12 protein-coding genes and 1 pseudogene are annotated in these 24,729 nt (G+C 61.1%); 4 read left to right on the forward strand and 9 right to left on the reverse strand.

Going from position 1 to position 24,729, the window contains the following annotated elements; translation table 11 throughout:
- Positions 1-259: pseudogene (locus QZ377_RS03135) on the reverse strand (metal-binding protein); the annotation flags it as partial.
- Positions 260-274: 15 nt separating this feature from the next.
- Positions 275-1,729, reverse strand: a complete 1,455-nt coding sequence (locus QZ377_RS03140) for a biotin carboxylase N-terminal domain-containing protein (protein WP_291439450.1) — start codon at positions 1,727-1,729, stop codon at positions 275-277.
- A 269-nt stretch (positions 1,730-1,998) separates the two neighbouring features.
- Between QZ377_RS03140 and QZ377_RS03145 the strand changes: the two genes are divergently transcribed.
- Positions 1,999-2,910 (forward strand): purine-nucleoside phosphorylase, encoded by a 912-nt coding sequence (locus tag QZ377_RS03145; protein ID WP_291439452.1) that lies wholly within the window; start codon positions 1,999-2,001, stop codon positions 2,908-2,910.
- Positions 2,911-2,967: 57 nt separating this feature from the next.
- Entirely contained in the window at positions 2,968-4,794 is a 1,827-nt protein-coding gene (gene typA, locus QZ377_RS03150; RefSeq protein WP_291439454.1) for a translational GTPase TypA, read from the forward strand.
- Positions 4,795-4,894: 100 nt separating this feature from the next.
- Here typA and QZ377_RS03155 read toward each other — a convergent pair whose 3' ends face one another.
- The 3 genes from QZ377_RS03155 to QZ377_RS03165 form a co-directional block, all read right to left on the reverse strand.
- Positions 4,895-5,401, reverse strand: coding sequence for a GNAT family N-acetyltransferase (locus QZ377_RS03155; protein ID WP_291439456.1), 507 nt, complete (start codon positions 5,399-5,401; stop codon positions 4,895-4,897).
- A 376-nt stretch (positions 5,402-5,777) separates the two neighbouring features.
- Positions 5,778-10,448: a translocation/assembly module TamB domain-containing protein gene (locus QZ377_RS03160; RefSeq protein ID WP_291439458.1), complete on the reverse strand. Its 4,671-nt coding sequence runs from the start codon at positions 10,446-10,448 to the stop codon at positions 5,778-5,780.
- On the reverse strand, positions 10,448-12,556 hold the full coding sequence (locus QZ377_RS03165; RefSeq protein ID WP_291439460.1) for an autotransporter assembly complex family protein: 2,109 nt from the start codon (positions 12,554-12,556) through the stop codon (positions 10,448-10,450). The genes QZ377_RS03160 and QZ377_RS03165 overlap by 1 nt, the downstream gene beginning before the upstream one ends.
- 165 nt (positions 12,557-12,721) lie before the next feature.
- Here QZ377_RS03165 and QZ377_RS03170 point away from each other — a divergent pair, with 165 nt between their 5' ends.
- On the forward strand, positions 12,722-13,069 hold the full coding sequence (locus tag QZ377_RS03170) for a DsrE family protein (protein WP_291439461.1): 348 nt from the start codon (positions 12,722-12,724) through the stop codon (positions 13,067-13,069).
- A 288-nt stretch (positions 13,070-13,357) separates the two neighbouring features.
- Positions 13,358-14,215: a hydroxyethylthiazole kinase gene (gene thiM, locus QZ377_RS03175; protein WP_291439462.1), complete on the forward strand. Its 858-nt coding sequence runs from the start codon at positions 13,358-13,360 to the stop codon at positions 14,213-14,215.
- A gap of 595 nt (positions 14,216-14,810) precedes the next feature.
- On the opposite strand, the gene glgP is transcribed toward thiM, so the two are convergent.
- The 4 genes from glgP to QZ377_RS03195 form a co-directional block, all read right to left on the reverse strand.
- The gene (glgP, locus tag QZ377_RS03180; RefSeq protein ID WP_291439463.1) at positions 14,811-19,076 is read right to left on the reverse strand and encodes an alpha-glucan family phosphorylase; all 4,266 of its coding nucleotides are present in this window, start codon (positions 19,074-19,076) and stop codon (positions 14,811-14,813) included.
- A gap of 47 nt (positions 19,077-19,123) precedes the next feature.
- Complete coding sequence (locus QZ377_RS03185; RefSeq protein WP_291439464.1) at positions 19,124-20,569, reverse strand: glycoside hydrolase family 57 protein; 1,446 nt, start codon at positions 20,567-20,569, stop codon at positions 19,124-19,126.
- A complete protein-coding gene (locus QZ377_RS03190) occupies positions 20,569-21,939 on the reverse strand; it encodes a glycosyltransferase family 4 protein (protein WP_291439466.1) in 1,371 nt (456 codons plus the stop codon). The genes QZ377_RS03185 and QZ377_RS03190 overlap by 1 nt, the downstream gene beginning before the upstream one ends.
- An 88-nt stretch (positions 21,940-22,027) precedes the next feature.
- Positions 22,028-24,187: an amylo-alpha-1,6-glucosidase gene (locus QZ377_RS03195; RefSeq protein ID WP_291439468.1), complete on the reverse strand. Its 2,160-nt coding sequence runs from the start codon at positions 24,185-24,187 to the stop codon at positions 22,028-22,030.
- Between the last annotated feature and the right edge of the window lie 542 nt (positions 24,188-24,729).

Genomic DNA, 24,729 nt, shown 5'->3' on the forward strand with positions numbered 1-24,729 from the left:
CCATAATTTCAAGAATGCGCGGGTGGCAGGGAATGCGCGTGCCATCGGGCAGCGTCGTGTAACAGTTATATTCAACAATGGCCGATTCGCGCGCCATGCGCAATATGTCATCCTTGTAACAGTCCAGCGCTGCATCGCCCAGGTCGTGCCGCATGGCAGTCGGGCAGTTGGCAGGATGCTTGCCGCCGATTTTGACGCACAGGCGGTCTTCGCGCTTGAAGGGGCAGGTAGCACATGTGGGAAATTGGGGGGTCCCCATAATTTGCTCCTTTGGTCAGAAACGGAGAATCCGTTCCGTATTGGCCGCTAAAAAGTTGACGTTGGACTTCAGGGTATCTCCTGCGCCGTTATGTCCTTCAAGCCGCAGGTCGTGCAGAAACTCAAGACCACGGGCCTTGGCTTCTTCAAGATCTTTGCCCCATATGATGGCAAGGGCCAGGTTTGGATCAAACTCGGTCGGGATTTCGTAGGGTTCCTGGGTGGGAACGTGGGTGAGCATGGTCAACCACGGCTGTTCTTTCCACTGGAAGCGCTCAATGCGCCCTACCCAGGGGGTAAAGTTGCTGTCCGGGTCTTCGGCGATAAGCCGGTATTCGATGCCCACGCCGTCAAAAGTGATGTCGTCCTGGGTATAGCCCAGGGGATCGCCAAGGCCGATGCGTATCTGTTCGGCGATGATATCCACATCTCCCTGGCCCTTGACCTTGGAAATGCGGGCCGAAACGCCGTTTTCCACCTGGATGCGGGTGTTCACTTCCATAAGAAAAGGCTCGCCCTTGCGGGTGACGATCCATTCCCATGTACCCACGTTGTCGTAACCGACCTTGCGGGCCATGGTCAGCGAGTAATGGACGATATCCTTGAGCACCTTGCCGGCGTCAAAGGTGTACTTGATTTCTTCCGGAACAAAGCCGGGGGCCACCTCAATGCGCTTTTGCAGCCCTGTGGACTGGATGGAGCAGTTGCGCGTGCCGAAATGCACCGGGTTGGTTCCTGTGCGGTCGGAAACAACCTGCACCTCAAGGTGGTTGAAGTCCGTAATGCGCTGCTCGATGAGCACGCCTTCGTCCTTGAACTGGCGCAGGGCATAGTTGCGGATGCGCCGGTAAACGGAGCGGAACTGGTCCGGATCGTACACTTCCTCAATGCCCATGCCGCCGCCGCCAGCCGATGCCTTGACCAGCACCAGCGGGCGGGTGATGCCCTGCTGTGCCTGAAATTCAAAGATGCTTTTGGCGATGCGTTCCGCTTCCATCTCGTCATAGATGGGCCGGTCAGAGCCGGGAACCGTGGGTACGCCAAGGCTGCGCGCCAGGCGCTTGGTGTTGATCTTGTCGCCCAGTTCGCGGATGATCTTCCACGAAGGTCCGATAAAGACGAGCTTGCGGTCGCGCTTTGTCACACGGCGCGCAAAGCGGAAGTCTTCGGCAAAAAAACCGTAGCCGGGATGCACGGCGGTGCAGCCTGCCTCGTCAGCCACAGACATAAGCTCGTTGGCATCGTGGTAGGAAGAAACGCGGAAAAGGCTTTTTTCTCCACCTTCTTCGCGTGCAAGGCGTACATGCCCCGAAGCCGCGTCCTCGGCGGTGAATATGGCAGTAAAAGCCACGCCCAGCTTGCGGCAGGCCCGCATGATGCGCATGGCTATTTCGCCACGGTTGGCTACCAGAATTTTATGCTTGTGCAGGGGAATGATTTCCTGAGCGTTGTCCAAGCCTGTCTCCCTCATTATGTGGCGCCCTGTGGGGCGCAAGCGGTAATTGTTGGTCTGGTGGTTCCGGTGCGGCCACGTAACGCGGTCGCCGAAGTGTGGTCCGGCCCGCCGGTTTGTCCTTGTGGGACTGGGCTGGGCGGGCTATACAGGATTCGTATCAACCGAGCATACGCACTTTCCGTGTGAAAATCCACACGCAGTACTGTGGGCGGATGAAAAAAGTCGCCCCCCGATCATTGCGCGGCACTATCCGCTGCGGCACTGTTAAAATCAGGAGGGATAATATGCAAAATCCGCAAGAAGTCCAGTCGGCCGCGATGGCTCTGCGCAAGGCTCTGGAGGCTGCACCATGTAGCTTTTCACAAGTTATGGGCATGCGAAAAATCACCGGCGCCGCGGCAGAAGACAACAGCGCGCCTGTTGGCCTTGTTCTGGGTACTGGGCTTTCGGGCCTGGCCGACAGGCTGACGGAGCGGGTGGCCGTGCCTTATGCCGATCTGCCGGGTTTTCCCGTTTCCAGTGTGGATTCGCATGTGGGGGCCTTTGTGTGGGGGCGTTTTCCTTCATCCTGCGGTGAGGACGATGTACCGGGCCGTCCTGTGCTTATCCAGCAGGGGCGCTGCCATCTTTACGAAGGCCGCAGCCCTGCCGAAGTGTGCATGGGGGTGCGCGTCATGGCGGCCATGGGCGTCAAAACGCTGGTTATTACCAATGCGGCGGGAGCGCTTAATCCCCATTTTGACGCCGGATCCATCATGTGCATGAGCGATTTAATCAATCACACGGGGCATTCGCCATTGCTCGGCTGTAACTGCGAGCAGTGGGGGCCGCGCTTTCCCGATATGAGCGTGCCTTTTGACGCGGATTTGCGCGCCCTTGCCATGGAAACTTCAGCCAGGCTGGGCCTGCGGCTGGAGCGCGGCGTGTATATTGGCGTGCGCGGCCCTGAAATGGAAACCCCTGCCGAAACGCGCATGTACCGGCAGTGGGGAGCCGACGCTGTGGGCATGAGCACGGTTCTTGAGGTCATTGCGGCACGTCATCTCGGCATGCGTGTGCTTGGCCTTTCATGTATTTCAAATAAAAACTTGCCGGACTGTATGATACCGGCGCCCTTGGAAGAAATTATTCTTGTGGCTGCCCAGGCGGGTAAAAATCTGGGTCGCCTCATACGGGCAATGATGACAAAACTTTAAAAAATACGTACAAGCGCAGCCCAGACTCATTTTTTTACACTACAAGGCAAAGCGCCCATGCATTATAACGATTCTCTTCGCAACGTTGCTATTATCGCCCATGTTGACCACGGCAAGACCACTCTGGTGGACGCGCTCTTCAAGCAGGGCGGCGGCCTTCGCGCCGGCCAGCAGATAGACGACCGCGTCATGGACAATATGGACCTTGAACGCGAGCGCGGCATCACCATTGCCGCCAAAAACTGTGCCGTTTCATGGAACGGCGTCAAGATCAATATCATCGATACGCCGGGCCACGCGGACTTCGGCGGTGAGGTTGAGCGTTCGCTTTCAATGACCACAGGGGCCATTTTGCTGGTGGACTCTTCTGAAGGCCCCCTGCCGCAAACCCGTTTTGTGTTGCGTAAAACGCTGGAGGCCGGGTTGCCCGTGGTGGTGGTCATCAACAAGATCGACCGCAAGGACGCACGGCCCGAAGAAGTGCTGAACGAGATCTACGATCTTTTTATCGATCTGGACGCCAGCGAGGCGCAGCTCGAATTTCCCGTACTTTACGCCATCGGCCGCCAGGGTGTGGCCATGGAAAATATTGACGACGAGCAGAAAGACCTGAGCCCTCTGTTTGAAGCCATACTGAAGTATATTCCCGGCCCGGCGCACGACCCCGAACAGCCTTTCCAGATGCTGGTGGCGGACCTTGACTATTCCGACTATCTGGGCCGCCTGGCTGTGGGCCGCATCATGCACGGGCATGTGCACAGCAAGGAAACCCTTGCCTGCATCGGCGAAAACGGAAAGCCCCGCGCCCTGCGTGCCACCAAGCTTCAGGTCTATGACGGCCTGAAACTGGCTGAGGTGGAAACCGCCACCCCCGGCGATATTGTGGTGCTGGCAGGCATTGAAGACGTGACCAGCGGCGATACCATCTGCACCAGCACCAATCCCCGCGCCTTGCCGCGCATCAGGGTGGACGAGCCGACGGTGGCCATGCGTTTCGGCATCAACACTTCGCCCCTGGCCGGGCGCGAGGGCAAGATTGTGCAGAGCCGCGCCATCCGCGACCGACTGGAAAAGGAAACTCTGCGCAACGTGGCTGTGCGCGTGGAAGACACCGCCGACCGCGATGCTTTTCTGGTCAAGGGGCGTGGCGAATTCCAGATGGCTATTCTTATCGAGACCATGCGCCGCGAAGGTTTTGAACTTTCCGTGGGCCGCCCCGAGGTTATCCTGCACAGGGATGAAGACGGCAAGGTTCTTGAGCCCATTGAGCGCCTTTATGTGGACTGCGACGAAATCTTCATGGGCGTGGTTACGGAAAAGCTGGCCCAGCGCAAGGGCCGCATGCTCAACTGCGTCAACAACGGCACGGGCCGTGTGCGCCTTGAATTCACCGTGCCTTCACGCGGCCTTATCGGGTATCGTGATGAATTTCTTACGGATACCAAGGGTACGGGTATCATGAACTCGTATCTTGAGGGCTATGAAGAATGGCGCGGCGATTTTCCGACGCGTTTTTCCGGCTCCATTGTGGCTGACAGGTCGGGCAGCGCCGTGGCTTATGCCCTCTTTAACCTTGAGCCGCGCGGCGTGCTTTTTGTAGAGCCGGGCAATCCTGTGTACGAAGGCATGATCGTGGGTGAGCACAATCGCGACAACGATATTGACGTGAACGCCACCAAGGAAAAAAAGCTCACCAACATGCGCGCCGCGGGCAAGGACGAAAACGTCATCCTGACGCCTGTGCGCCGTATGACGCTGGAACACGCCCTGCACTTTGTGCGCGAAGACGAACTGGTGGAGGTAACGCCCCAGTCCATCCGTTTGCGCAAGGCCGAGCTTTCGGCCCAGAAGCGCTATCAGATAGCTGGCAGGCGCAAGGGATAAAGACTTTTTATCCGTAAGGTGCATGCAGACGCGGCAAGGATTCCACAAGAATCCTTGCCGCGCATACGTTTGGCCTGCTTTCAGACGGCTTGCGGCGCTGTCAGCGTGCCCGCCATTCCATATGCAGCAGAGGGTAGGGGCGGCCTGCGCTGTCCAGCGGCGAGCGCCCCGTTACGGCAAAACCCATATGCCTGTAAAAGGCCAGTGCGGAAGGGTTCTGCTCGTTGACGTCAAGTGTCAGGGCAAAACCTTCTTTGGCGGCGCGTTGTTGCGCGCGCTGCAAAAGCGTTTTGCCCACGCCCCTGCCGAAAAATTCCGGCTCCACAAACAACATTTCCACCTGCGGGCCGTTGCAGCCCATAAATCCGGCAGGGCGGGGCCTGGCGTCATTTTTACGCCTGTACTCCGCCAGCCACACTTCTTCCACGGCGGGCAGGTAGTCCCGCAGCACGGCGGCGTAAAGCTCGTCCACGGCCAAAGGGGAAAGAAAATGATGCGTGGCCTCCACGCTGCGCCGCCAGAGGTCGGCAAGCGCGGGGTGATCTTCGGGCTGTGCGCGGCGCAGGTGCAGTGCGGGATCTGGAAAAGGAGATTCGCGTTTGTTCATGTGTCAAGTCTGTAGGCTACAGGTAGCGGTACTGCAGAATTGGCCTGCATTCAGAGCCGCGACCATTTAATTTTTTTCGTTGCCTTCACTTGGGCTGCCTGCGGGAAAGGCGGTGGCACACTTGGAAAAAGCTGCTACCTGAAATGCACCAAGTGTATTGGTTTGGGTCGCCTGCGCGGCGGGCGGCCAATAGAACGGAAATTGAAAAACTCCTGTCCCGCAGGGCGTCGGTAAAAGCCCTTCCAGAAGAGCCCCCTCCCTTTCCTGCGCAACGGATCGCGTCACGCTACCGCAAGCGGTACGACGGAAGCTCCGTTTACGCCTCCACGGCGGGCGCTGTTCACGCCGGCACAGGATAATTTACCATTAACCAGATCTAATAATTATATTTCCAGCGTATGCCGCCCCAGGTGCTCTGCTGCTCCGAGCGCAGCTCAAGGTTGGTGCGCGGTGTCAGTTCAAGCTGGATGATAAAGGCCGTACTGCCTTGCTTCATGCCCTGCTGCACGCCCACATAAATAACATCCGTGATGTACTTGCCCATTTCCACGGCAGTGCCTGCGCCCATGCTTTCATCGTCGGAGGCGTCGCCTGACCCGCTGCCCGGTGTGGAGCTGAGGCGCAGTACATCAACTCCCAGAGCATCGCGGGTGACGTCAAAAATGCCGCCACCGCCCGAACCGAAGCCCGCCAGTTGCGCCACGGCTCCGGCCAGGCGCAGGTTTTCCAGGCGTCCCAGTTCGCTGGTGCTTTTGCCGAAAAGAATCTGGGCGAGGATTTCATCCCGCGGCAGTTCCGGTTCACTGCTCAACGAAAGCTTCATTTTGCGCACGGTTCCCGTGATGCTCACATAAGACGTGAGATCGGGCGTTTCATTGGCAAGCTTGATATCCAGCAGAGGATTGCTCAGTGAGCCGCCTGCAAAGGTGATTGTACCGCGCGAAAGCTTGAATATTTTGGTCAGAAAATCAAAGCTGCCCTTGACGGCCATGATCTGCCCCGTGATCTGCGGGTCTTCAGGCGTACCCGCCACCAGCAGGTCGGCTTTCCATTCGCTGCTGAGGCCGTGCCCTTCCACCATAAAACGGCCGGGAATCACGATGCGCAGGTTCAGGCTGCCCTTTGCCTCGGGCTTGCTGGCTGCCCCTGCGGCGGCCTGTACCGCGGCGGGTGCGGGGCTTTCGCTGATGGGCAGGGTGGTAACGCTGCCCCCCACGGCCAGTTTGTTCAGTAGCACAAGGCCCTGATTGACGGTGATCAGGCCATCCACCCTGGGGGCAGCGGCACTGCCGGTTACGCCCACATCGCCCGAAAGTTCGATGCGTATGTCGCGGCGGCTCAGGGGCCGCAGGTGATCAATGGTGGTCTTGATGTCCAGCTTGCTGCCGTCAAGATTGCTGTACCCGGCCACGCGCAGTTTGCCGCCAAGGCCGCCGGAGGCATCCAGCTCAAGCCGTGCCACGCCGGGCAGGGCGCTTGTCCCTTTGCCCCGGCCCTCTTCGAGCTTGAGGCGCAGGTTGATATTGGTCAGCAACACACCCTGAAGCAGGTTTTCATACTTGCCATTGTCGACAAGAACAGATCCCTTGGCTGAAGGGGTGGAAAGCGTGCCGCCAAGATCGACGGACATGGCCACATTACCCGCAAAGCGCTGGTCAGCTACGGGCAACAGGGACCACAGCGGCCCGGCGGCCCCTTTCCAGCGTACCTGACCACGCAATGGCCCCTGCATGTCGGGTTGCGGCAGCCCGTCCTTGCTGAAAACAAGGGGTATTCGCGCTTCAAGGCGCGCCTCTGTGCCGCCCAGAGCCTGAATGCTTTCCTTGTCCACGGCCAGGCGCGCCACAAGGCTTGTACCTTCAATGCGTCCGGCGAGGCCCAGGTTCAGCGGCTTGAGGGGGCTGCCGGGGATACGGAGCTGGCGGACGCCGAAATGAAAATCACCGCCCGGGCGGGCAGGGCTGCCCGTCAGGCGGGCGTGGGCCTCCACCGTGCCTTCGGGCAGGGCAGGGACAAATTTTTTCCAGGGCGTGAGCGCCAGGCCGTCCAGGTCAAGGCGGGCATCCAGCCTGTCCTGCCCAAGGGCGGCGTTGGCACGCAGTCTGCCGCCGGGGATAAGGCGTATATCAATACCGCTCAGGGTAATGCCGGAATCTCCATAGCGCAGGCTTGCGCCGGGGCTTGTTATGAAGCCGAGGTCATGCCCGGCCAGGTTTGCTTCAAGTTTTTGCAGTTGCACAAGACCCGGCTGCCAGCGCGCGTTGACGTGGGCAGCCACACTGCCGCTTGTTTCAACGCTGGCGTCCAGCGGGCCGTTGAGCGAACCGTTGGCCCGCACTTTTGTTCCGAGAGAAAGATCGCCCTGGCGCAAGGCGGCAAGGTCCAGACGGGCGGCCAGGTTTGCCGCGCCGAAGAGATCGCGCAGCGTTGCCTCGCCCGCAAGGTTTTGCAAAGTTAGCGGCGCATCTGCCCCGGTGCTGTAACTCAGGCGCGGCACATTCCAGCGCAGCACGGCCTGCTGGCTGAAGCGCACAGCCGGGGTGGCAGCAGCCCCGGTTGCCTGGGGTGCGCCTGTTTGCGCGGGATCGGCCTCGCTGTTGCTTCTGGCGGCGGACTGACCGTTTTTTTGCGCCGTTTCTTGCGGTGTTGGAGCGTGTTGCGCCTCCGCAGCTTCAGAAACGGCGGGGGCGGTGGTGCGCTCGGCCCGCAGCTCAAGGCTCAGGGAGGCTTCGCCATCCAGGCGCGCGCCCGGCACAAGACTTGAAAGGGCAGGCCAGTCGGTTACGCGCACGTCCAGTCTGCCGTCACAGCCGGGCATGCTGCCGGGGGGAAGCATGGCGGCCGCCTGCCCGGTAGCTTCCACCCCCAGGGCATTGAGGTACAGTTTGCGCAGGCCCGCCTGGAGTATTCCGTCCTCGGTGCGCCCCGCAAAAATTTGTCCGGCAAGGCTCAGGGGGCGGTTGTCCCACTGGCCGCTCACGTCCAGGTGGAGCACAAGCTGCGTTGCCGCTGCCTGTTCGCCCTGGGGGGCGCTGGCTTTGGCTGCGCCAGGCGCTGAGTCAGGCGTTGAGCCATGTTTTGCATCAGGGGAGCCGCCATGACCGGCTCCGGCAGGGTTGTTTTTGTCGTCCGTACTGTCTGGTGCGCGGTGCTGCCCGGCGGTTTCAACCAGGGGAGTGATGGCGTGATCTTCTGCCAGAAGCAAGGCCTGCCGCCAGTTCAACGGGCTTGCGACAAGGCTTGCCACAGCTTTTTCCAGCTTGTGGCTGCCCAGGCGCAGGTCTGCGCATTCCAGGCGAAGGGTAAGGTCGGGAGCCTCCAGAGGGCCGCCAGCCGTGAGGCTCACACTGCCCGGCGCGGCCAGCATGTCCAGAGGATTGCCCGCCGCGTCTCCAGCGGCGCGTGCGGGGGAATTTTCCAGAGGGGCGAGGCTCAGGCGCAGGTCCACATCCAGCGGACCGGAAAGCCATGACATGTTTTGTGCCGCATCAATGGGCCGGGGGCCGTCAGATGCGGCAGCGGGGGCATCCGGGCTGTGCCATGCGGCATGCCCCGTGCCGGAAAGCGGACCGGCCTTGAGGTCAAATCTTGTCAACCCGGCGCGGGCAGCGGCGGCCATGTTGTCAGGCGTACCGGGAATGGTCTGGGCCTGGGCTTCGAGAGCCAGGGAAAGGCGCGCGCCACCGGCCAGCAACGGGGCAAGAGAGCCATGTGGATTATGCGGGCCGGGCTGGCCTTGCGTGCGTGCTGAACTGGCCGGGCTATCCGGGCTATCCGGACGGGCCGGGCTGGCCGCGCCGGAGGAATCGCCGGGTGTCTCCGCGGTCTTGCCGCTGTCTTCATCCGGCGTTGCGGCGGCAGCGGCTGGCAGAGCTGCGGCTTCAAGGCTGCTGTTGACTGTCAGGGTCTGGACAACGAGCTTGCCGGATTTGTCTTTCTGCGGCGTAAACGTTGCTTCCATGCGCACTTCAAGGCCGCCGCAAGAGGTGTCGGCCACAAGCAGGGGAGCATGATCCCGGCCGGAGGCGGTCAACAGTACGTTGAGGCTGCCGCCCTTGCTGTCTGCCCTGAGGCTGGCGTCAACATCTGCCCTGAAGAACATACCGCCGGAAAACGGCGCGGAAGCGGCAGCAGGCTGCGGTGCGGCCTGCCCATTTTCTGGCTGGCCATCGCGTGTCTGATGTGCGTCTGCCTGTCCGTTGTGCGCTGCCGGTGTATCCGCCGGTTCATTGCGCGTGGCTGTGGGTTGTGTGCCACTGGCGGGCGACACGACCGGAGTGTTGGCGGCCTGATGCTGCCCGGTGGCATCTGCATTGCCGCTGTTTTCTTTGCCCTGATCTTTTTCCTTCTCCTCTGCACCAGCCGGAAGAGCTGCGCCAAGTAATGACTGTGGCAAAACCGCGTCCACAACGGCCAGACGGTCCAGAAGTACCGCGGGCAGCCAGCCGGGCAGGGTGTTCAGGGCCTGCACAGTCTCACCCAGGGTTGCGCGCAGGCTGTTTTCCGTCATGGGGGGAGAAGGTTCGGACGGCGGGGCGGGCGGCAGGTCCGGCAAGCGGAACAGCCGGGGATTGTGGCTTGTGAGTGCGCGTATGCGCACGGTTCCGGGCAGGGCTGCCCAGTCCCATTCAAAGGTATTGAGGGGCGCTTCAAGCCACAGGCCGTGAGCGTCCGCCAGCTCAACCCCCACCTGCATGCTGAAGGGCAGTGAACCGGAAAGGCGCGTCAGCCGTACCTGCAGGCCGCCTGTTTCCACCGGGGCGGCCAGAACGGCATTGACCTCATCCTTGAGCCATGCCTGCACGTTCTCGTTGCGCAGCGCCAGCAGAATGCCCGCGAGAAAAAACAGCAGCAACAGCAGCAGAAAAACCAGGCCGCGCCACACAACGCCCCAGATGCGGGAGAAAAGGGCTGCGCCGGGCCGTCCCGGACCTTTACCGGATTGGCCGGAGCCGGAGACATGCGCGCTGCCTGCCGCAGCGCCGCTAACAACAGCATCGGCAACAACAGCGCCGCCCGGGCCGGTATGGGAAGAAAGCGTCGTCATCAGAAAGACTGCCCTATGCTCACATAAATTTGAACCGGCGGATCGCCATCCCTGGGTTGCAGGGGAAAACCCACATCCAGCCGCAGGGGGCCAATGGGCGTGTAATACCGCAGGCCCAGGCCCGCGCCCCAGTCCATATCGCCGATAATGCGGGGGGCTTCATCCCGGTAGACCATGCCGCCGTCCAGAAACGGAACAAGACCCACGTCGTCGGTGATCTTGTAGCGCGCTTCAAGATTGATGACCTGAAAGGACCGGCCGCCCAGGGGGTCGCCGCCTTTATCTTCAGGCCCGATGGACTGGTAGGCGTAGCCGCGCACGGAACCCGCACCGCCCGCATAATACCGCAGGCTGCCGGGAATGTTGTGCAGGGCCGCGCCGGACATGGCCCCGGCCTCTACCCGGCCCGCCAGCACCAGCTTGTCGGTGGGGCGTCCGTCTTTGCGGAAGGGCGCGTAGTAGCCGCTGGCCTCCAGAGAACCGGCCATGACCGTAAAGCTTTCGCCGTAAAAGCCCGTATTGGGATTGGCCTTGAGGGTGATTTCAGAGCCGCGCGTGGGATTGAGCACGTTGTTGCGGCTGTCGCGCCGCACGCTGGCCCTGGGGCCCGCATACCCGTAAAACTGTTCTGTCCTGTCGTTTTCCTTGATGGAGCCGCTTTGCCCGCCAACGCCCAGGCTGCCCCACCACAGGCGTGAAAGACGGCGTTCAAGCGCGGCCGAAGCGCTGGCCGATGTGCTTTTGTAGGCTTCGGTATCTTCGCGCAGGGTTGAGCCGGAGGCCAGCAGGCGCTGCTCGCGCACGAGAAACGCCGGTTTTTCAAAGGCCGCCTTGATGCCCTGCACCTGCGTGGCAATGGGGGCGCTGACCATCAGTTTTTCGCCGTTGCCGAAAAGGTTGCGGTGCTCCCAAAAGCCTTCCACACCTACGCCGGTATCTGTGTCGTAGCGCGCGCTGCCGCCCACGGACCGGAAGGGCAGTTCGCTCACGGTCACCTCAATGGGCAGCACGGCCAGGCCGTCCTTGTTGCGGAGCGGCACGCCGCTGTTATCGGCCACGTCTTTTCCTGCCAGCAGTTCTTCTTTGGGGCGTACCTCTACAGAACGGAAAAGGCCAAGACCACGCAGGTGGTTGGCGTAGTCGTCCATAAGCTCCGTGTCCCACGGCTCATCGCCGGGAACCCAGGGGGTCAGCCGTTGCAGGTAGGCGGCATTGACGCCCTTGTTTCCTGTCACGTCCACGCCGCCCATAAGGGCCGGTGGGCCGGGATTGATGCTGATGTCGGCATTGACCTGTTTTTTTTCGGGGTCAAGAGTATAGCGGGCCTGGGCCACGGCGGCCAGGGGGTAGCCCTGGGTGTGCAGCTTTTCCGGCAGGGCCTCTACCGCGTTCAGCAGGGTGTCTGCCACAACAGGCTTGCCCACGGCAACGCCGGGCAGCACCGCGGGAAAGGACGGCGGGGGAACAGGCTCGGTTTGCAGCCCCCAAAAGCCTACCTCGCGCTGACGGTCTTTAAAGGGAGCCGGCACGTCCGGCGACGGTTCGTACGTTACGTCGGCCCGGCCAAGGGTATAGCGCGGCCCTGCCACAAGGGTCAGTGTGACGCGCAGGGGCCTGGCCTCTTCATCAAAGCTGAAAGAGGCCGAACCTTCATAGTAACACTGGGAATGCAGAAGGCGAACGGCTGTGTCCACATCGGCGCGGGCGCGACGCTCCAGGGCAAGCGTGCTGTCGGGCAGTTCATTGGCAAGCTGCGCCAGTTGGCTGACGGATTTCATCTTGCCTTCCAGGGAGGATGGGCCATCCTCTATCCTGATGCGCAGGGAGTACGGCACCGGCTCGCCGCGCCAGGCGGCTTCAAGGGATTCCTGTTCCTGCGCCTGTTCAGGCATGGCATCGTCGGGTTTGGGCTTCAGAAGACCGCAACCGCAAAGGCACAGCGTCAAAAGCAGCAGCAACAGGCAGCGCAATGCCCCGGACCCCGGACTCACACCAGGCAGGGGAAAAAATACGGCGCGTTCAGAGCGGAAGAAATTCAAGGGCTTTTTGCAGGGTACAGCACGCATGGCGGTAATATACGCCGTATGCGCGGGCTTAGCAAGAAACATTCGCACAATGCTCGTGCGTATTGTCAGCAAAACCATATGGCTGCGGCCTGCACATTCTCCATTGCTTGGCAAAGCGGCGAGCCCCTGCTACTACTTGTGGCATGCCCGGCGTTTGCCGGAATCTGCCCCCGGCTTACACCCGGTGGCAACGTATGGAGAATATGTATGAATTATGATCTCTGCCTGCACATTGACAGCAATGAACCCGCCATTCTGAAACTGGTGCTGAAAAATGCGGCCAATTATATCAAAGGGCTGCCCGGCGAACGTTTTCAGCTTGTGGTGGTGGCCAATGGCCCTGCCGTGACCCACTTTATCCGCAAAAACGAAGAATTCCGCGCTATGGCCGCGCCCCTTCAGGATCAGGGGCTGCGCATCCTGCTCTGCGCCAACGCCCTGGCCGACAACAGCATAAGCCATGACGATATCTGGCCCGGTTGCGATGTTGTACCCGCAGGGTTGGTGGAAATAGTGCGCCTGCAGCGCGAAGGCTTTGCCTACATCAAGCCCTGACAGTTCAGCTCTGACGGCTCTGGTCCGGACGGCGCGGGCCGTTTCCATATTGCCCGCAGGCGTCGTCACTGTGGTGACCGCCTGTGCGCCTGGCTGACGGCCCGGATACTGTACGCCGCATGGCGTAGCAGGCCGTAAGGGTATGGGCGGCAATGAAATGTGAATACGCCGGGTGCGCCGCGCCGGAGGCTGTGTGCTGTGCCGGTGCTGAGCGCATGTTTGCCGTTTGTACTGCGAGGGACCGGCGGAGACTTCCGGCGGTGCATGGTTTTGCCGGAAGGAGGCGGAATGACAGATTTTGCGGATGTTCTGGATACAGTGCGGCGGCATGAGCCGGTGGTGCACTGCATAACGAATTACGTCACGGTCAACGACTGCGCCAATATGGTTCTGGCTACGGGCGGTTCGCCCATTATGGCCGATGATGCGGCGGAAGTTGAAGATATTGTGGCCCTGTCCCAGGCGCTTGTTATCAATATAGGCACGCTCAACAGCCGCACGGTGGAATCAATGCTGGCGGCGGGCAGACGCGCCAACAGTATGGGCAAGCCTGTTGTGCTTGATCCTGTGGGCGCGGGGGCATCGGCCCTGCGCAACAGCACGCTGCAACGGCTGCTGGACGAAATCCGTTTTGCGGCCATCAAGGGCAATGCCTCTGAAATCGGTTTTTTGGCCGGCAAGGACGCAAAGGCCAGGGGCGTAGATGCCCAGGGCTCTTGCCTTGTGACTGAAGACAGGCTTGAAAGCGCGGCGGCTACGGCTCGACGTTTGAGCGAGAGCACGGGAGCCGTGGTGATTGTCAGCGGGGCCATTGATATTGTGGCACATGCCGGTGGGGCCTGGGCCGTGCGCAACGGGCATCCGCTCATGGCGCGTATTACGGGATCGGGCTGCATGTCGGCCGCGGTTATGGGATGCTGCCTTGGCGTGGCGTCTCATGAAGCGCCGCGGGCCTGCTTGTGTGCCGTATGCGCCATGGGAGTTGCCGGGGAGATTGCCGCTGAAATCATGACTGGCCCTGCCGGAACGGTGGGCGGCATGGGCGGCGGGACCGGCAGTTACCGGGCGCTGCTGCTGGACGCCATGAGCCTGCTTGACGGGGCTGCGCTTGGCAGCCGGGCCGGCGTGAAGCAGATCCAGATGTAGAGCAGAGTACCATTGAAAATGTTTACCTGCGCTAAAGTAACTGATGCTTGAGATGCTTGTATTGCCTTCGTTTGGGCCGCCTGCGGAATGAACCCCTTTTCCTTGCTGTCAGGCTGCTCGCCCTGCGGGCAAGGAACCCTTTTTTCTACTGTCACTCTGTCCGCCTGCGCGGCGGGCGGCAGAGGGAGCCTGCGAGGGCCGCGCGTCTTTTGCCGCGGAGCTTCCTCGCTTCGCCCGGTGATCTCCCTCCGCGCCGCGCAATGCCATCGACGATTTTACACTGTCCAGGCGGGGAGTGTATCAGGCTCTTCGGCGCAATACCATCAACGAGACTGGCTTTGGTGGCTGGGTCGGCTTGGGTAATGGACAGCAAAAGCATGATGCCGGTGTGCTGTGCTGAAACCGTCTCAGGCATAAGCCAGGGATAGCTTCAAGGGCTGACTGCTCTGGTTCGCCTGTAGAAGGTCTTGAAGGCATTTTGTTTTGGTACTGCTTCAGAAGAGGCCGCCCTTTGGGCGGCCTCTTCCTGTTTTGGCCTGTTTTTCGGCAGGGCCATGTTCTCAATTATTGTGGGCCGCTCACGGGCGACAAAGTGTCAGGTCCACAGCACAAGCCCTGTTTCAAGCGGTGTTGCCAGGTTTTTGTGGTAGGGCAGCACCCGCACGCCGTAACGGTATTGCCCGCTGTGCGTGGGAATGTAGGTGGCAGCATAGTTCATGCCGTTTCCGCTTTCGCCATTGTGGTCGGCTGCGCGCGGCTCAAGGCGCAGTATTTCGGGCTTGTCGATAAAGCTGCCGTTGACCAGGGCGCGGCCGATGACAAGCTGTACGAGTATTTCTTCCGGCTGCATTGCGCCCAGATGCATATGCAGGCGCACGCTTACCGGTTCGCCGCAGATCATTGTATTGTTTTCCACTCCGCTGATGAAAAGCTCCTCTACCTTGACCGTGCCGAAGCGGGCGGGCAGGTCCTTTTCCCAGGCGGCAAGGCGGCGGCACGCCGACCAGTCGTTTTCGGCCAGCATGTTGCGGCGGCGCGCGGCCCGCAGGTAATACTGGCGTATATAGTCATTGAGCATGCGGTTGCTGCTGTACATGGCCGTAAGGCTTTTGAACGACCGCTTGGCCATGGCGATCCACTGGGTCGGCAGGTCGCCCTGGGTGCGGTCGAAGTAGAGCGGCAGCACGGCGTTTTCCAGCAGGTTGTACAGCGCCTCGGCGTCTGCATAGTCGTTCTGTTCATTGCTGGGCAGTTCGGTGGTGACGACCGGGCCTATGGTCCATCCGTTCTGCCTGTTATAACCTTCGCACCACCAGCCATCGGAGATGCTCAGGTTGATGCCGCCGTTGACGGGCAGCTTCATGCCGCTTGTGCCGGAGGCCTCGTGCGGACGCCGGGGCGTGTTGAGCCAGACGTCGCAACCCTGAGACATGATGCGCGATACCGAAAGACTGTAATTTTCCAGAAAGAATATGCGCCCGAGAAAGCGCTCGTCCTGGCACATGCGCATGACTTCCTGAATAAGGTTGATGCCTGCTTCGTCCGCAGGGTGCGCCTTGCCGGAAAAAACAAGTACCACAGGCCGGTGGGGGCTGTTGAGTATGCGGGCCAGGCGGTCGGGATCGGCAAAGAGCAGGGTGGCCCGCTTGTAGGGCGCAAAACGCCGTGCAAAACCTATGATGAGGGTTTCCGGCCGCAACAGGGCTTCCATGCCTTTGCGGACGGTGGCGTCCAGTTTGAAGCGTTGCGCAAAAACGGGAATGCGCTTGCGCAGGGCATCGAGCAGGGCTTCTTTCTGATGTTGCCGCGCCGCCCAGAATGCCTCGTCGGGGATGTCGTCCACCTTGTCCCATACGGCGGAACCGGGCAGCGCCTGCAACCAGCCCGCGCCCAGATGTTTATGCAGCAGTTCGTGCATCCAGCTGCCCACATAGGACGGCGTATGCACACCGTTGGTGACATGCCCGATGGGGGTTTCAGCCGTGGGCAGGCCCTTCCACAGATTGTTCCACATATGGCGCGAGACCACGCCGTGGAGGCGGCTGACGCCGTTGGCCCAGCACGAGAGCCGCAAGGCCAGTACCGTCATTTCAAAGGCGTGGCTGTCGCCGCCCTCGATCTGCCCGAGCTGCACAAACTGCTGCCAGGAGAGATCAAGATTTTTTGCCATCCCGCTGAAATAGCGTTCCATCAGTTCCAGCGAAAAGGATTCGTTACCCGCAGGCACGGGGGTATGGGTGGTGAACAGCGTGTTGGAGCGCACGCGCACCACGGCTTCGTCATGGCTCATACCCTGGGTCATGCAGTCCCGCACGCGCTCAAGGGCCATAAAGGCTGAATGCCCCTCGTTCATGTGGTAAACGCCGGGGATAATGCCAAGGGTGCGCAACAGGCGCATGCCGCCCTGACCGAGCAGTATTTCCTGTAACAGGCGCGTTTCGCGGTTGGCCTCATACAGGCGGTCGGTGATGCGCCTGTCCTCATCGGTATTGCGGGTGGTGTCCGTATCCAAAAGATAGAGGCCGATGCGGCCCACCTGAAGCCGCCAAACCCGTGAGTAAAGGATGCGGCCCGGCAGCTCGAGCTGTATGTACACGGGCTGCCCCTGGGCGTCATGCACCTGTTTTATGGGCATCTGGCCGAAATTGTTGACCGGATATTGCGCCACCTGGCGGCCGCTGGAGTCAATCTCCTGCATGAAATAGCCGCTTTTGTAGAGCAGGCCGATGCCCATCAGTGGCAGTGCCATGTCCGAGGCGGACTTCAGGTGGTCACCCGAAAGCACGCCAAGGCCGCCGGAATAAATGGGTACGGATTCGTTAAGCCCGTATTCTGTGGAAAAATAGACAATGGGGTGTTCGGGCGTCACGTCTACACTGAGGGAGCGGATGGGTTCGGCCATGTAGGCGTCGAACCTGTCCATAACCTTGTGGTACATGGCCATGTATTCTTCGTTGGCAATAAGCTCTTTGAGGCGGGCCGGCCATGCCTCTTCAAGCATTTTCAGCGGATTGCGGCATGCTTCCCACAGTTGGGGGTTAAGGGCCATAAACAGGGCCTTGGCCTGATCGTGCCAGCTCCACCAGATGTTCTGCGCCAGTTCGCGCAGGCGTGAAAGCTCGTGCGGAACCTCGGCAACAGCCATGATGGGACGCAGAAAAGGCGTGGCCGAGCAGGAGGCCGTGAGCACCCGTGTGAGCGCCCCGTGCGCGGAGTCGTGGTCGGTGCGCGCGTCGGATTTGGCAAGGGCGATGTCAAATGCCTTGATATAGTTGTCGAAAAAGTAGCTCCACGAGGTTTTTTCAGCCAGATCGCGGGCATGCCCGCGCCAGGAGCACAGTTCACCGTCCGGGCAGGCGGCGGCCCCCAGCACTCTTTCGTGCAGCCGGTCGACGCTCTGGTCAAAGCTCATGCCGCGCCTCGGCATGACGCAGACGCCGGTGCGGTCCATGCTTTCTTCTTTCATCTGCTCCCGCGCCCACATGCCGAAACCCGAAAGGTCGGTGGTAAGGGTGGGTACGGCCCAGGCCGCACATTCCTGCGGTGTATAGCCCCACGGCTCGTACCATGATGGGAAAAAGCCCATATCGCAGGCGGCCAGTATTTCTTCATAGGGAATGTCGAAAAAGCCGTCGTGTCCGTCGAGCATGGCGGGTACAAAGATGACCTTGACGCGCCGTTCTTCGCGGTTATCAAGGCCCAGTCGGCGGCAGGCATTAATGATCGGGTCTTGTGGGGCATTCCATACGCGGTGGGTGCATATGAAGGGCATGCCGTTGTCCGTGTCATCAGGATTGCCGGAAACAGCGGCTGCGTTGATACCTGTATGCCCGCCCATCACAAGGCACAGGGCCAGGATGGAACTGTTTGTGCCGGAAAGGTTGCGGTCGGCGCGGGCCAGGGCTTCAAGAAAAATATCCACGCCCTTGTTGTGCATTTCGTACCGGCCGGAAATGGTGAAAATGCGCGTGTGCTCCGGCAGGGAACCACGCAGGAAGCGCCCCGCCGCGCTCATGATCTTGGCGCGTGTGGCTGAGGGAACCTCACGCTCGTCGGTATAGTCCGGTATGACCCGCAGGTCGAGGCCGTTGGTGGTGATGACATCAGGCTGGCGGCCCAGAAATACCGTGGACTCCTCACCTGTGATGGGGCTGACGGTGGTGAAGGCGTCCGCCTCGCGGGCGGCGGCGCTCTCCATGGACCACTTGGCCGTGATGTTGAGGGCGGCGGCCTCATTGGCGGGATTGATATTGCGCATGTTGGTGTAGATGTCGCGCCCTGTGCCTGCCATGGCGCGGCCCAGGGTAGTGGCGTGGGTGGTGAAGACCGTACCCACTTCGGGGGTGAGCTTTTTCACCGTGAGCAGCCCCGCGCCGCACATCCACTCGTGAAACAGTGCCACGCTGCGGCCCTGCATGGGTTCTACACGGCTTTCGTGTATGGCCGCGATAACTTCGCCGCAGGCCGTGGCAAACATAACGGGTTCAATGTAGTCCCAGCCGCCGGAGAGCGAGTCCACCCCGTAGTTTTTCCACATTTCAAACAGTAACTGGTTGCTGGAATAGCGCTTGTCAAATTCCACCAGTATTACCTTGGGGCGTCCGGGTATGTTCCACCGGCCGAGGCGGCACTTGAGGTCCCGCGTGGCGAGGCCCATGCGCAGTGAATCCCAGGCGTGCTCGTCTGTTTCTTCAAAGCCGGGATTGTTCTTGAGGGCCGGCCCCAGAAGAAAATAGTCCTCGCCAAAATGCTCCACGGCCTGGAGGGCCTTGCTGGTGACAACAGAGTGGATGCCCCCCACCTTGTTGCAGACCTCCCAGCTCACTTCAAACAGGGTTACCAGGGACGAGTTGAAATTCATGCCATCTCCTTGTCATGAAGGTCGTGAAGCCGTGCTGCGCGGCCTTGTCATGCGTTTTTGCGGCTTTTGCGCAGCGTGGCGGGCTTTTTTTCTTGGTTTGCTCGGGTGGTTCCGGCTTTTTTACTGCCTGCTGCCCGCGTGTCTGCCGGGTTCGCGTCCTGGATTTCGGCAGGGGCCTTGCCGCCGCGCCGGGGCGCGGGGGAGCCTGCGTTTTGGACGGCGGGCTTTTCATTCTTTTTCCGGGCCGCGCCTGCCTTGCCCCTGGGCGCAGGGGCTGCTTCTGCGGTTTTGCCCGCAGCCGCCGCCCGTGCGCTTTCGTCTGCCTTGAGGCGCAGCTCAAAGTCGGCCAGCACGTTCATATAGGTGATATAGGCGTCATACGGGCTGGCAAAGGGGCTGGGCCTGTCGGGGACCTCGTTGGAAAACCATTTGGTGGACATATGCCGAAAGTGGTCGGCGGTCTGAAGGCGGTCAAAGTCGCGCCTGAGGGCGCTGTCGCAGGCGGTTATTCGCGGCCCCAGGGCGTAGAGCGCGTGTATGGCGTCCTTTTGCATGTCGTTGCCGAGCCAGGCTGTGAGATCGCGCCCCTCGTCTTCCCAGGACATGAACTGCGGCACATCCACTTCGCCTACGGCCTTGAGGTTTTTTGCGGCCAGCGCCGGGGTGGTGAAGCTGAATTTTTCGTGGGCCAGAAGGGCGCCGGGCAGGGCTTCCAGAAAGTCGAAAATGCCCGATTCTTTTTCGTGGCGAAGCCCGAATATGTGATAATCATTGAAGATATTTATAATATCCGCCGATCCTTCAAGGCCGTGGCACCAGGCGGCGAATGTTTCGGCCCTGAGAGGCCATGCGGGCCAGTTGCGGTCTGAAAAGCGCAGGGCCACATCACCGGAAAGGCCCGCGTTGCGCAACAGCAGCGCAATATCCGGAGCGCTTGCAGGGCGGTAAAGATAGTTGGCGCTGCGCCAGCCGAGCACATGATCGGCCCCTTCGGCCAGCACGGCCCTGAAGCCGTGTTCCGCCACAGCGGCGGCCAGATCATTATTGTAAACGCATTCGGTATTTTTGAAGGTCGTCGGCTTTACGCCGAAAAGATGTTCGAGACGTGCGGCCTGTTCCCGTACCTGACGGTCAAAATCCTGCCGGGAATACAGAAAAGCCAGTGAGTGCGGCGCGGTTTCGGCCACAAATTCCACGCAGCCCGTGCGGGCCAGCGCCGTGAAGCTTTCCAGCACTTCAGGGGTATATTGTTCGAAAAGGTCAAGAGCGACGCCGGAAATGGAAAAAGACAGACGAAAGGCCCCGTCGTAGCGGCGGATCAGCCTGAGCATAAGCTCGTTGGCGGGCAGATAGCACAGGCGGGCCGCGCGCAGGAGGGCTTCGCAATTATGGTCGTCGTCCTCGTAGATGGAGTTCTGACCCATGTCAAAGACGGTATAGCGGCGTAGCTGGTAAGGCTCGTGAACCTCATAGCAGAAGCAGAGGGCTGGCATCAGTGACCTCCCTGTACGTTGCGGTAAATGACCAGCAACTGGTCGGCGGCGTTTTCCCAGCGGATGGATTTCATTTCTTCGTGGCAGTTTTTCACCAGTTCGGAGGCAAGGCAGGGGTAGCGCAGCACGGCGCAGATTTTGTCGGCCATGTCGCGTGTATCCCAAAAGTCAGCCTTGAGTGCGTGCTCCAGTACTTCCGACACGCCGGACTGGCGCGAAAGCAGCACAGGCACATCATAAAGCATGGCTTCAAGCGGTGTGATGCCGAACGGTTCGGAAACCGAGGGCATGACGTACAGGTCGCTCAGGGCAAACATGCGGTCTACCTCTTCACCACGCAGAAAGCCCGCGAAATGAAAGCGGCTGCCCATGCGCAACTGGCCCGCCCGGCGGATGAGCCGGGGCAGCATGTCGCCGCTGCCCGCCATGAAAAAGCGGGTCTCAGGAATTTTTTGCAGCACAAGGCGCGCTGCTTCCATGAAATATTCCGGTCCTTTCTGAAAGGTTACGCGGCCCAGAAAGAGCACACGTTTTTCGTGCCGGATGCGCGGGGGAACAGGATAGCGCCGCCGCGCTTCCTGCCGGGCTACGGCATTGTGCACCACCAGCACCTTTTCCGGCGGGATGCCGTAACGCTCTATCACGGTTTTGCGGGTGAGGCGGCTGACGGCCACCACAACATCGGCGGCCAGCATGCCGGCGCGCTCCACGCCTGCCACCTCTTCATTGATGCTGTCGCCGCTGCGGTCGTATTCCGTGGCGTGAATGTGAACCACAAGGGGCTTGCCCGTAAGGCTTTTTGCCAGCATGCCCGCCGGATAGGTCATCCAGTCATGGGCGTGGATAACGTCAAAATTTTCACTGGCGGCCAGGGCTGCGGCCAGGCGGCCGTAACGCAGCACTTCGCGCATGAGGTCAGGCCCGTAGCCGCCGTGCAGGGTATAGGTGAAGGTTTTTCGGCGCGGGCCGCGAGCTTCTGAAACTGCGGCCGCGGGCGGAACGGAGAACCCGGCCGCCCCGGCACTTTCACGCGCGCCGTGGCGGCCCAGGGCGCGGACATATTCGTGCGGCGTCAGGTAGGGCATAAGGGGGCTGTCTACCGGCATGCAGCGAACGCCGCCGGGCCATGCCGCCGCCTGCTCATGCCGCGTATACTCCATGCGCCGGGCCAGGTCTTCGGTAATGGGCGTGCCCGAAGCCGGGCGCAAGCGCAGAAAGCCCTCTTGCTTCACGTCATTGTCGATGCGGGGCAGCACAAAGATGATTTCCGCCCCTTTACGGGCCAGGGCCTGGGTCATGCCAAAGCAGGCGGTGCCAAGGCCGCCGCTGATATGGGGAGGAAATTCCCAGCCGAACATAAGAACTCGCATGGATTATCCCTCGTGGCGGCATTGCCGCCAGGTTCGGCAGCCGCTGTTTCGGGCCGCCGCAAGTGTTTTTCTTCCTCCGCTGCGGTCACTACTTCCGGTCTGTGGCCGTGGCTGCAGGGTCTGTGCTTTCCTGCCGGCTCCGGCCGTGTTCGTTGCAGCCGCCCGTAGCCATGCTGATGCGGCAGATGCCCGCCGTGTCACCGATGACGGGGTGGCTCATGCGGTGGGCCGCCAGCTTGTGCCAGCGCTGGTATACGGCGGGCGCGGCTTTTTGCAGGCGCAGCAACAGCCGCAGGCATTCGGCCACGCTCCAGGCCTGCGCAATGCAGCCGTTGGGTTTGTAGGGCGGCGAGCCGTCAAAAACTTCAGAAATATTCGCCAGCCCTGCCTGGGCAAGGTGGTCGCAATACAGTGGCGTGAGCGTGTCCAGCAGGGCCATGGCCGCGCCGTCCACATCCCAGGCCGTGCGCAGCAGGGCATCGGCATAGTGGCCCAGAAGCCAGGGCCAGACCGTACCCTGGTGATAGGCTCCGTCGCGTTCGGCCGTGCCGCCGTCATAACGCCCCTTGTAGTGGGGATCGTCGGGGGCCAGGGTGCGCAGGCCGTAAGGGGTGAGCAGCTTGTTGCGCACGCACTCCACCACCTGGGCCTGACAGTCCTCGGCCAGTATGGAGTGCGGCAGGGATACGGCGAAAATCTGGTTGGGCCGCACGGCGGCATCCAGCCTGCCGTCGCGCCAGACGTCGCCAAGGTAGCCTCCGCCGTGGGGAACCCAGAAACGCTGCAAAAACGCCGCGCGCATGCGGCGCAGGGCTTCATGCCCTGTAAGGGGGGCTTCACCGAAACGGGCGGCGAGCTGGTCGGCAAAAGCCAGGGTATTGTACCACAGGGCGTTGATCTCCACAGGGCAGCCCTGCCTTGGAGTCACGGGGCGGCCGTCCACGCGGGCGTCCATCCAGGTAAGCTGGCTGTGGGCGTTGCCCGCGTGCAGCAGGCCCTCGGCATCCACACGGATGTCCAGTCGCCGGGCTTTGCCCGCCCCCGCACGGTAGCCGGAAATAATGGCCTTGAGCGCATGCCAGGCATGTTCACGCAGCCACGCAAGATGGTCTGCATCGGTCTCAAGGCAGCTTTGCAGGGCAAAGGCGTACCACAGGGCCGCGTCTACGGAGTTGTAGGCATGATTGCCCGTAGGGGAGAACATGTTGGGAATAAGCCCGTCTATGACGTGACTGCCCATATCCGCCAGAACACGCAGGCCAAAATCCGTTCGGCCCGCATGAAATGTCAGGCCGGGCAGGCTGATGAGGGTGTCGCGCCCCCAGGCGTCAAACCAGTGATAGCCCGCAAGCACTTCGGGCCGTCCCTCCGGGGAGGTGATGCAGAACTGCTGCCCGGCGCGGGCCAGATGCCCGGACAGGCCGCCGCCGTTTTTGCGGTTGTGATCGCGGACGCGTTCGGCATCTTCCCATAGCTCGCGCATATCCCCGTCGCAGGCGGTGGTTCCGGCCGTCAGGTACACGCAGGCGTTGCCGCCGGACAGCGGCGGCAGGGCCACATCAAGCGTGCCGGGCATGAAAAGGTCTTCGCTGTAGGCAAAACCGCGTTCACGCTCTTCAAGGTATTCCACATTGTAGCACCAGTCCGGCTGCGGCGTGAAGGTATGTCCCGCATCGGTACGGCACTGGATGTAGAGGGTGGGCAGGCCTTCATAAGGGCTGATGCTGAAGCCGTCGGGCAGCAGCGTGGCGGCCGAACGCAGATGCGCGTTGGCATGGGTAAGCTTGTGAAAGCTGCGGTAGGCCAGCAGGGGGCGCAGGCGCAAGGTCAGGGCAGGCACATGGGCCGGGCCGCGCAGGTTCCAGCGTATGGCAAGACGGCTCTGCCCCGGCACAAGCAGTATCTCGCGGCACAGATGCACATCACCCACGCGGTAGACGCACCTGGGCCACTGGTCCAGCCTGAAGGCCTCCAGGTAATCATGCCCGTGGGGATAGAGCGTATCGGGATGCTGGCGGGTAGAGAGCGGAAATTCCCGGCCCCCGCCCACAAGGGACTCTTCAAGGGCAGAAAGCAGCACATGGCGGCCGTGGGGCGTGTTGACAGTAAGCAGGCCGTGATACTTGCGCGTATTGCAGCACAGTATGGTACTGCCCGCATAGTCGCCAAGGCCGTTGGTGAGCAGCCATTCCTTGCGCAGCGCTCTGCGGGTATTCTGGCAGGCAGCCTTGTCAAAGCTGAACCGCATACGTCCTCCCTGGCGATATGGGTGCGTGGGAACGACGCTGCGTGAGACGAGATGGGGAGGCGAGATCGCAGCGGGCCTGTGTAAGACTGCTGGGCGGGCGGACCGGGCGTGGCCGCGAAAATGTCGTAGGGCGGCCCATGCGCTGCTGATCCGGCATGCTGAATGCCCGAACGGAATGTTCCGGCTGAAAATACCGGCGCAATGCATGGCCGAGGCGTGCGCCGCACACAGGGGAAGCGACGCTTTGCCTGTTTGTCTGAGCATTACCATATAGCAGATTTATCTGCCTGTCGAGTTTTACGGCATGATGACAAAAGGACTGCAATATGCCTACAGCATGCAGTATCGGTCAAAAATGTTTGAATATATTCAGGTTATGGCATCCTGCGCGGCATGCGGCGTTCGCCGGGCGAAACAGGGCGCGCGCCAATGGCGAAAAAGCACCGCTGGCTTGAAATACGGCAGGCGTAGCCTGCCGCCGGATTTACAGTGGTAAAACTGGGGCTTTTTCTTTACGCGAATTTGGGGTATACTATTTTGTT

The organism is Desulfovibrio sp. (genome assembly GCF_019424165.1).
Classification (GTDB): Bacteria; Desulfobacterota; Desulfovibrionia; order Desulfovibrionales; family Desulfovibrionaceae; genus Desulfovibrio.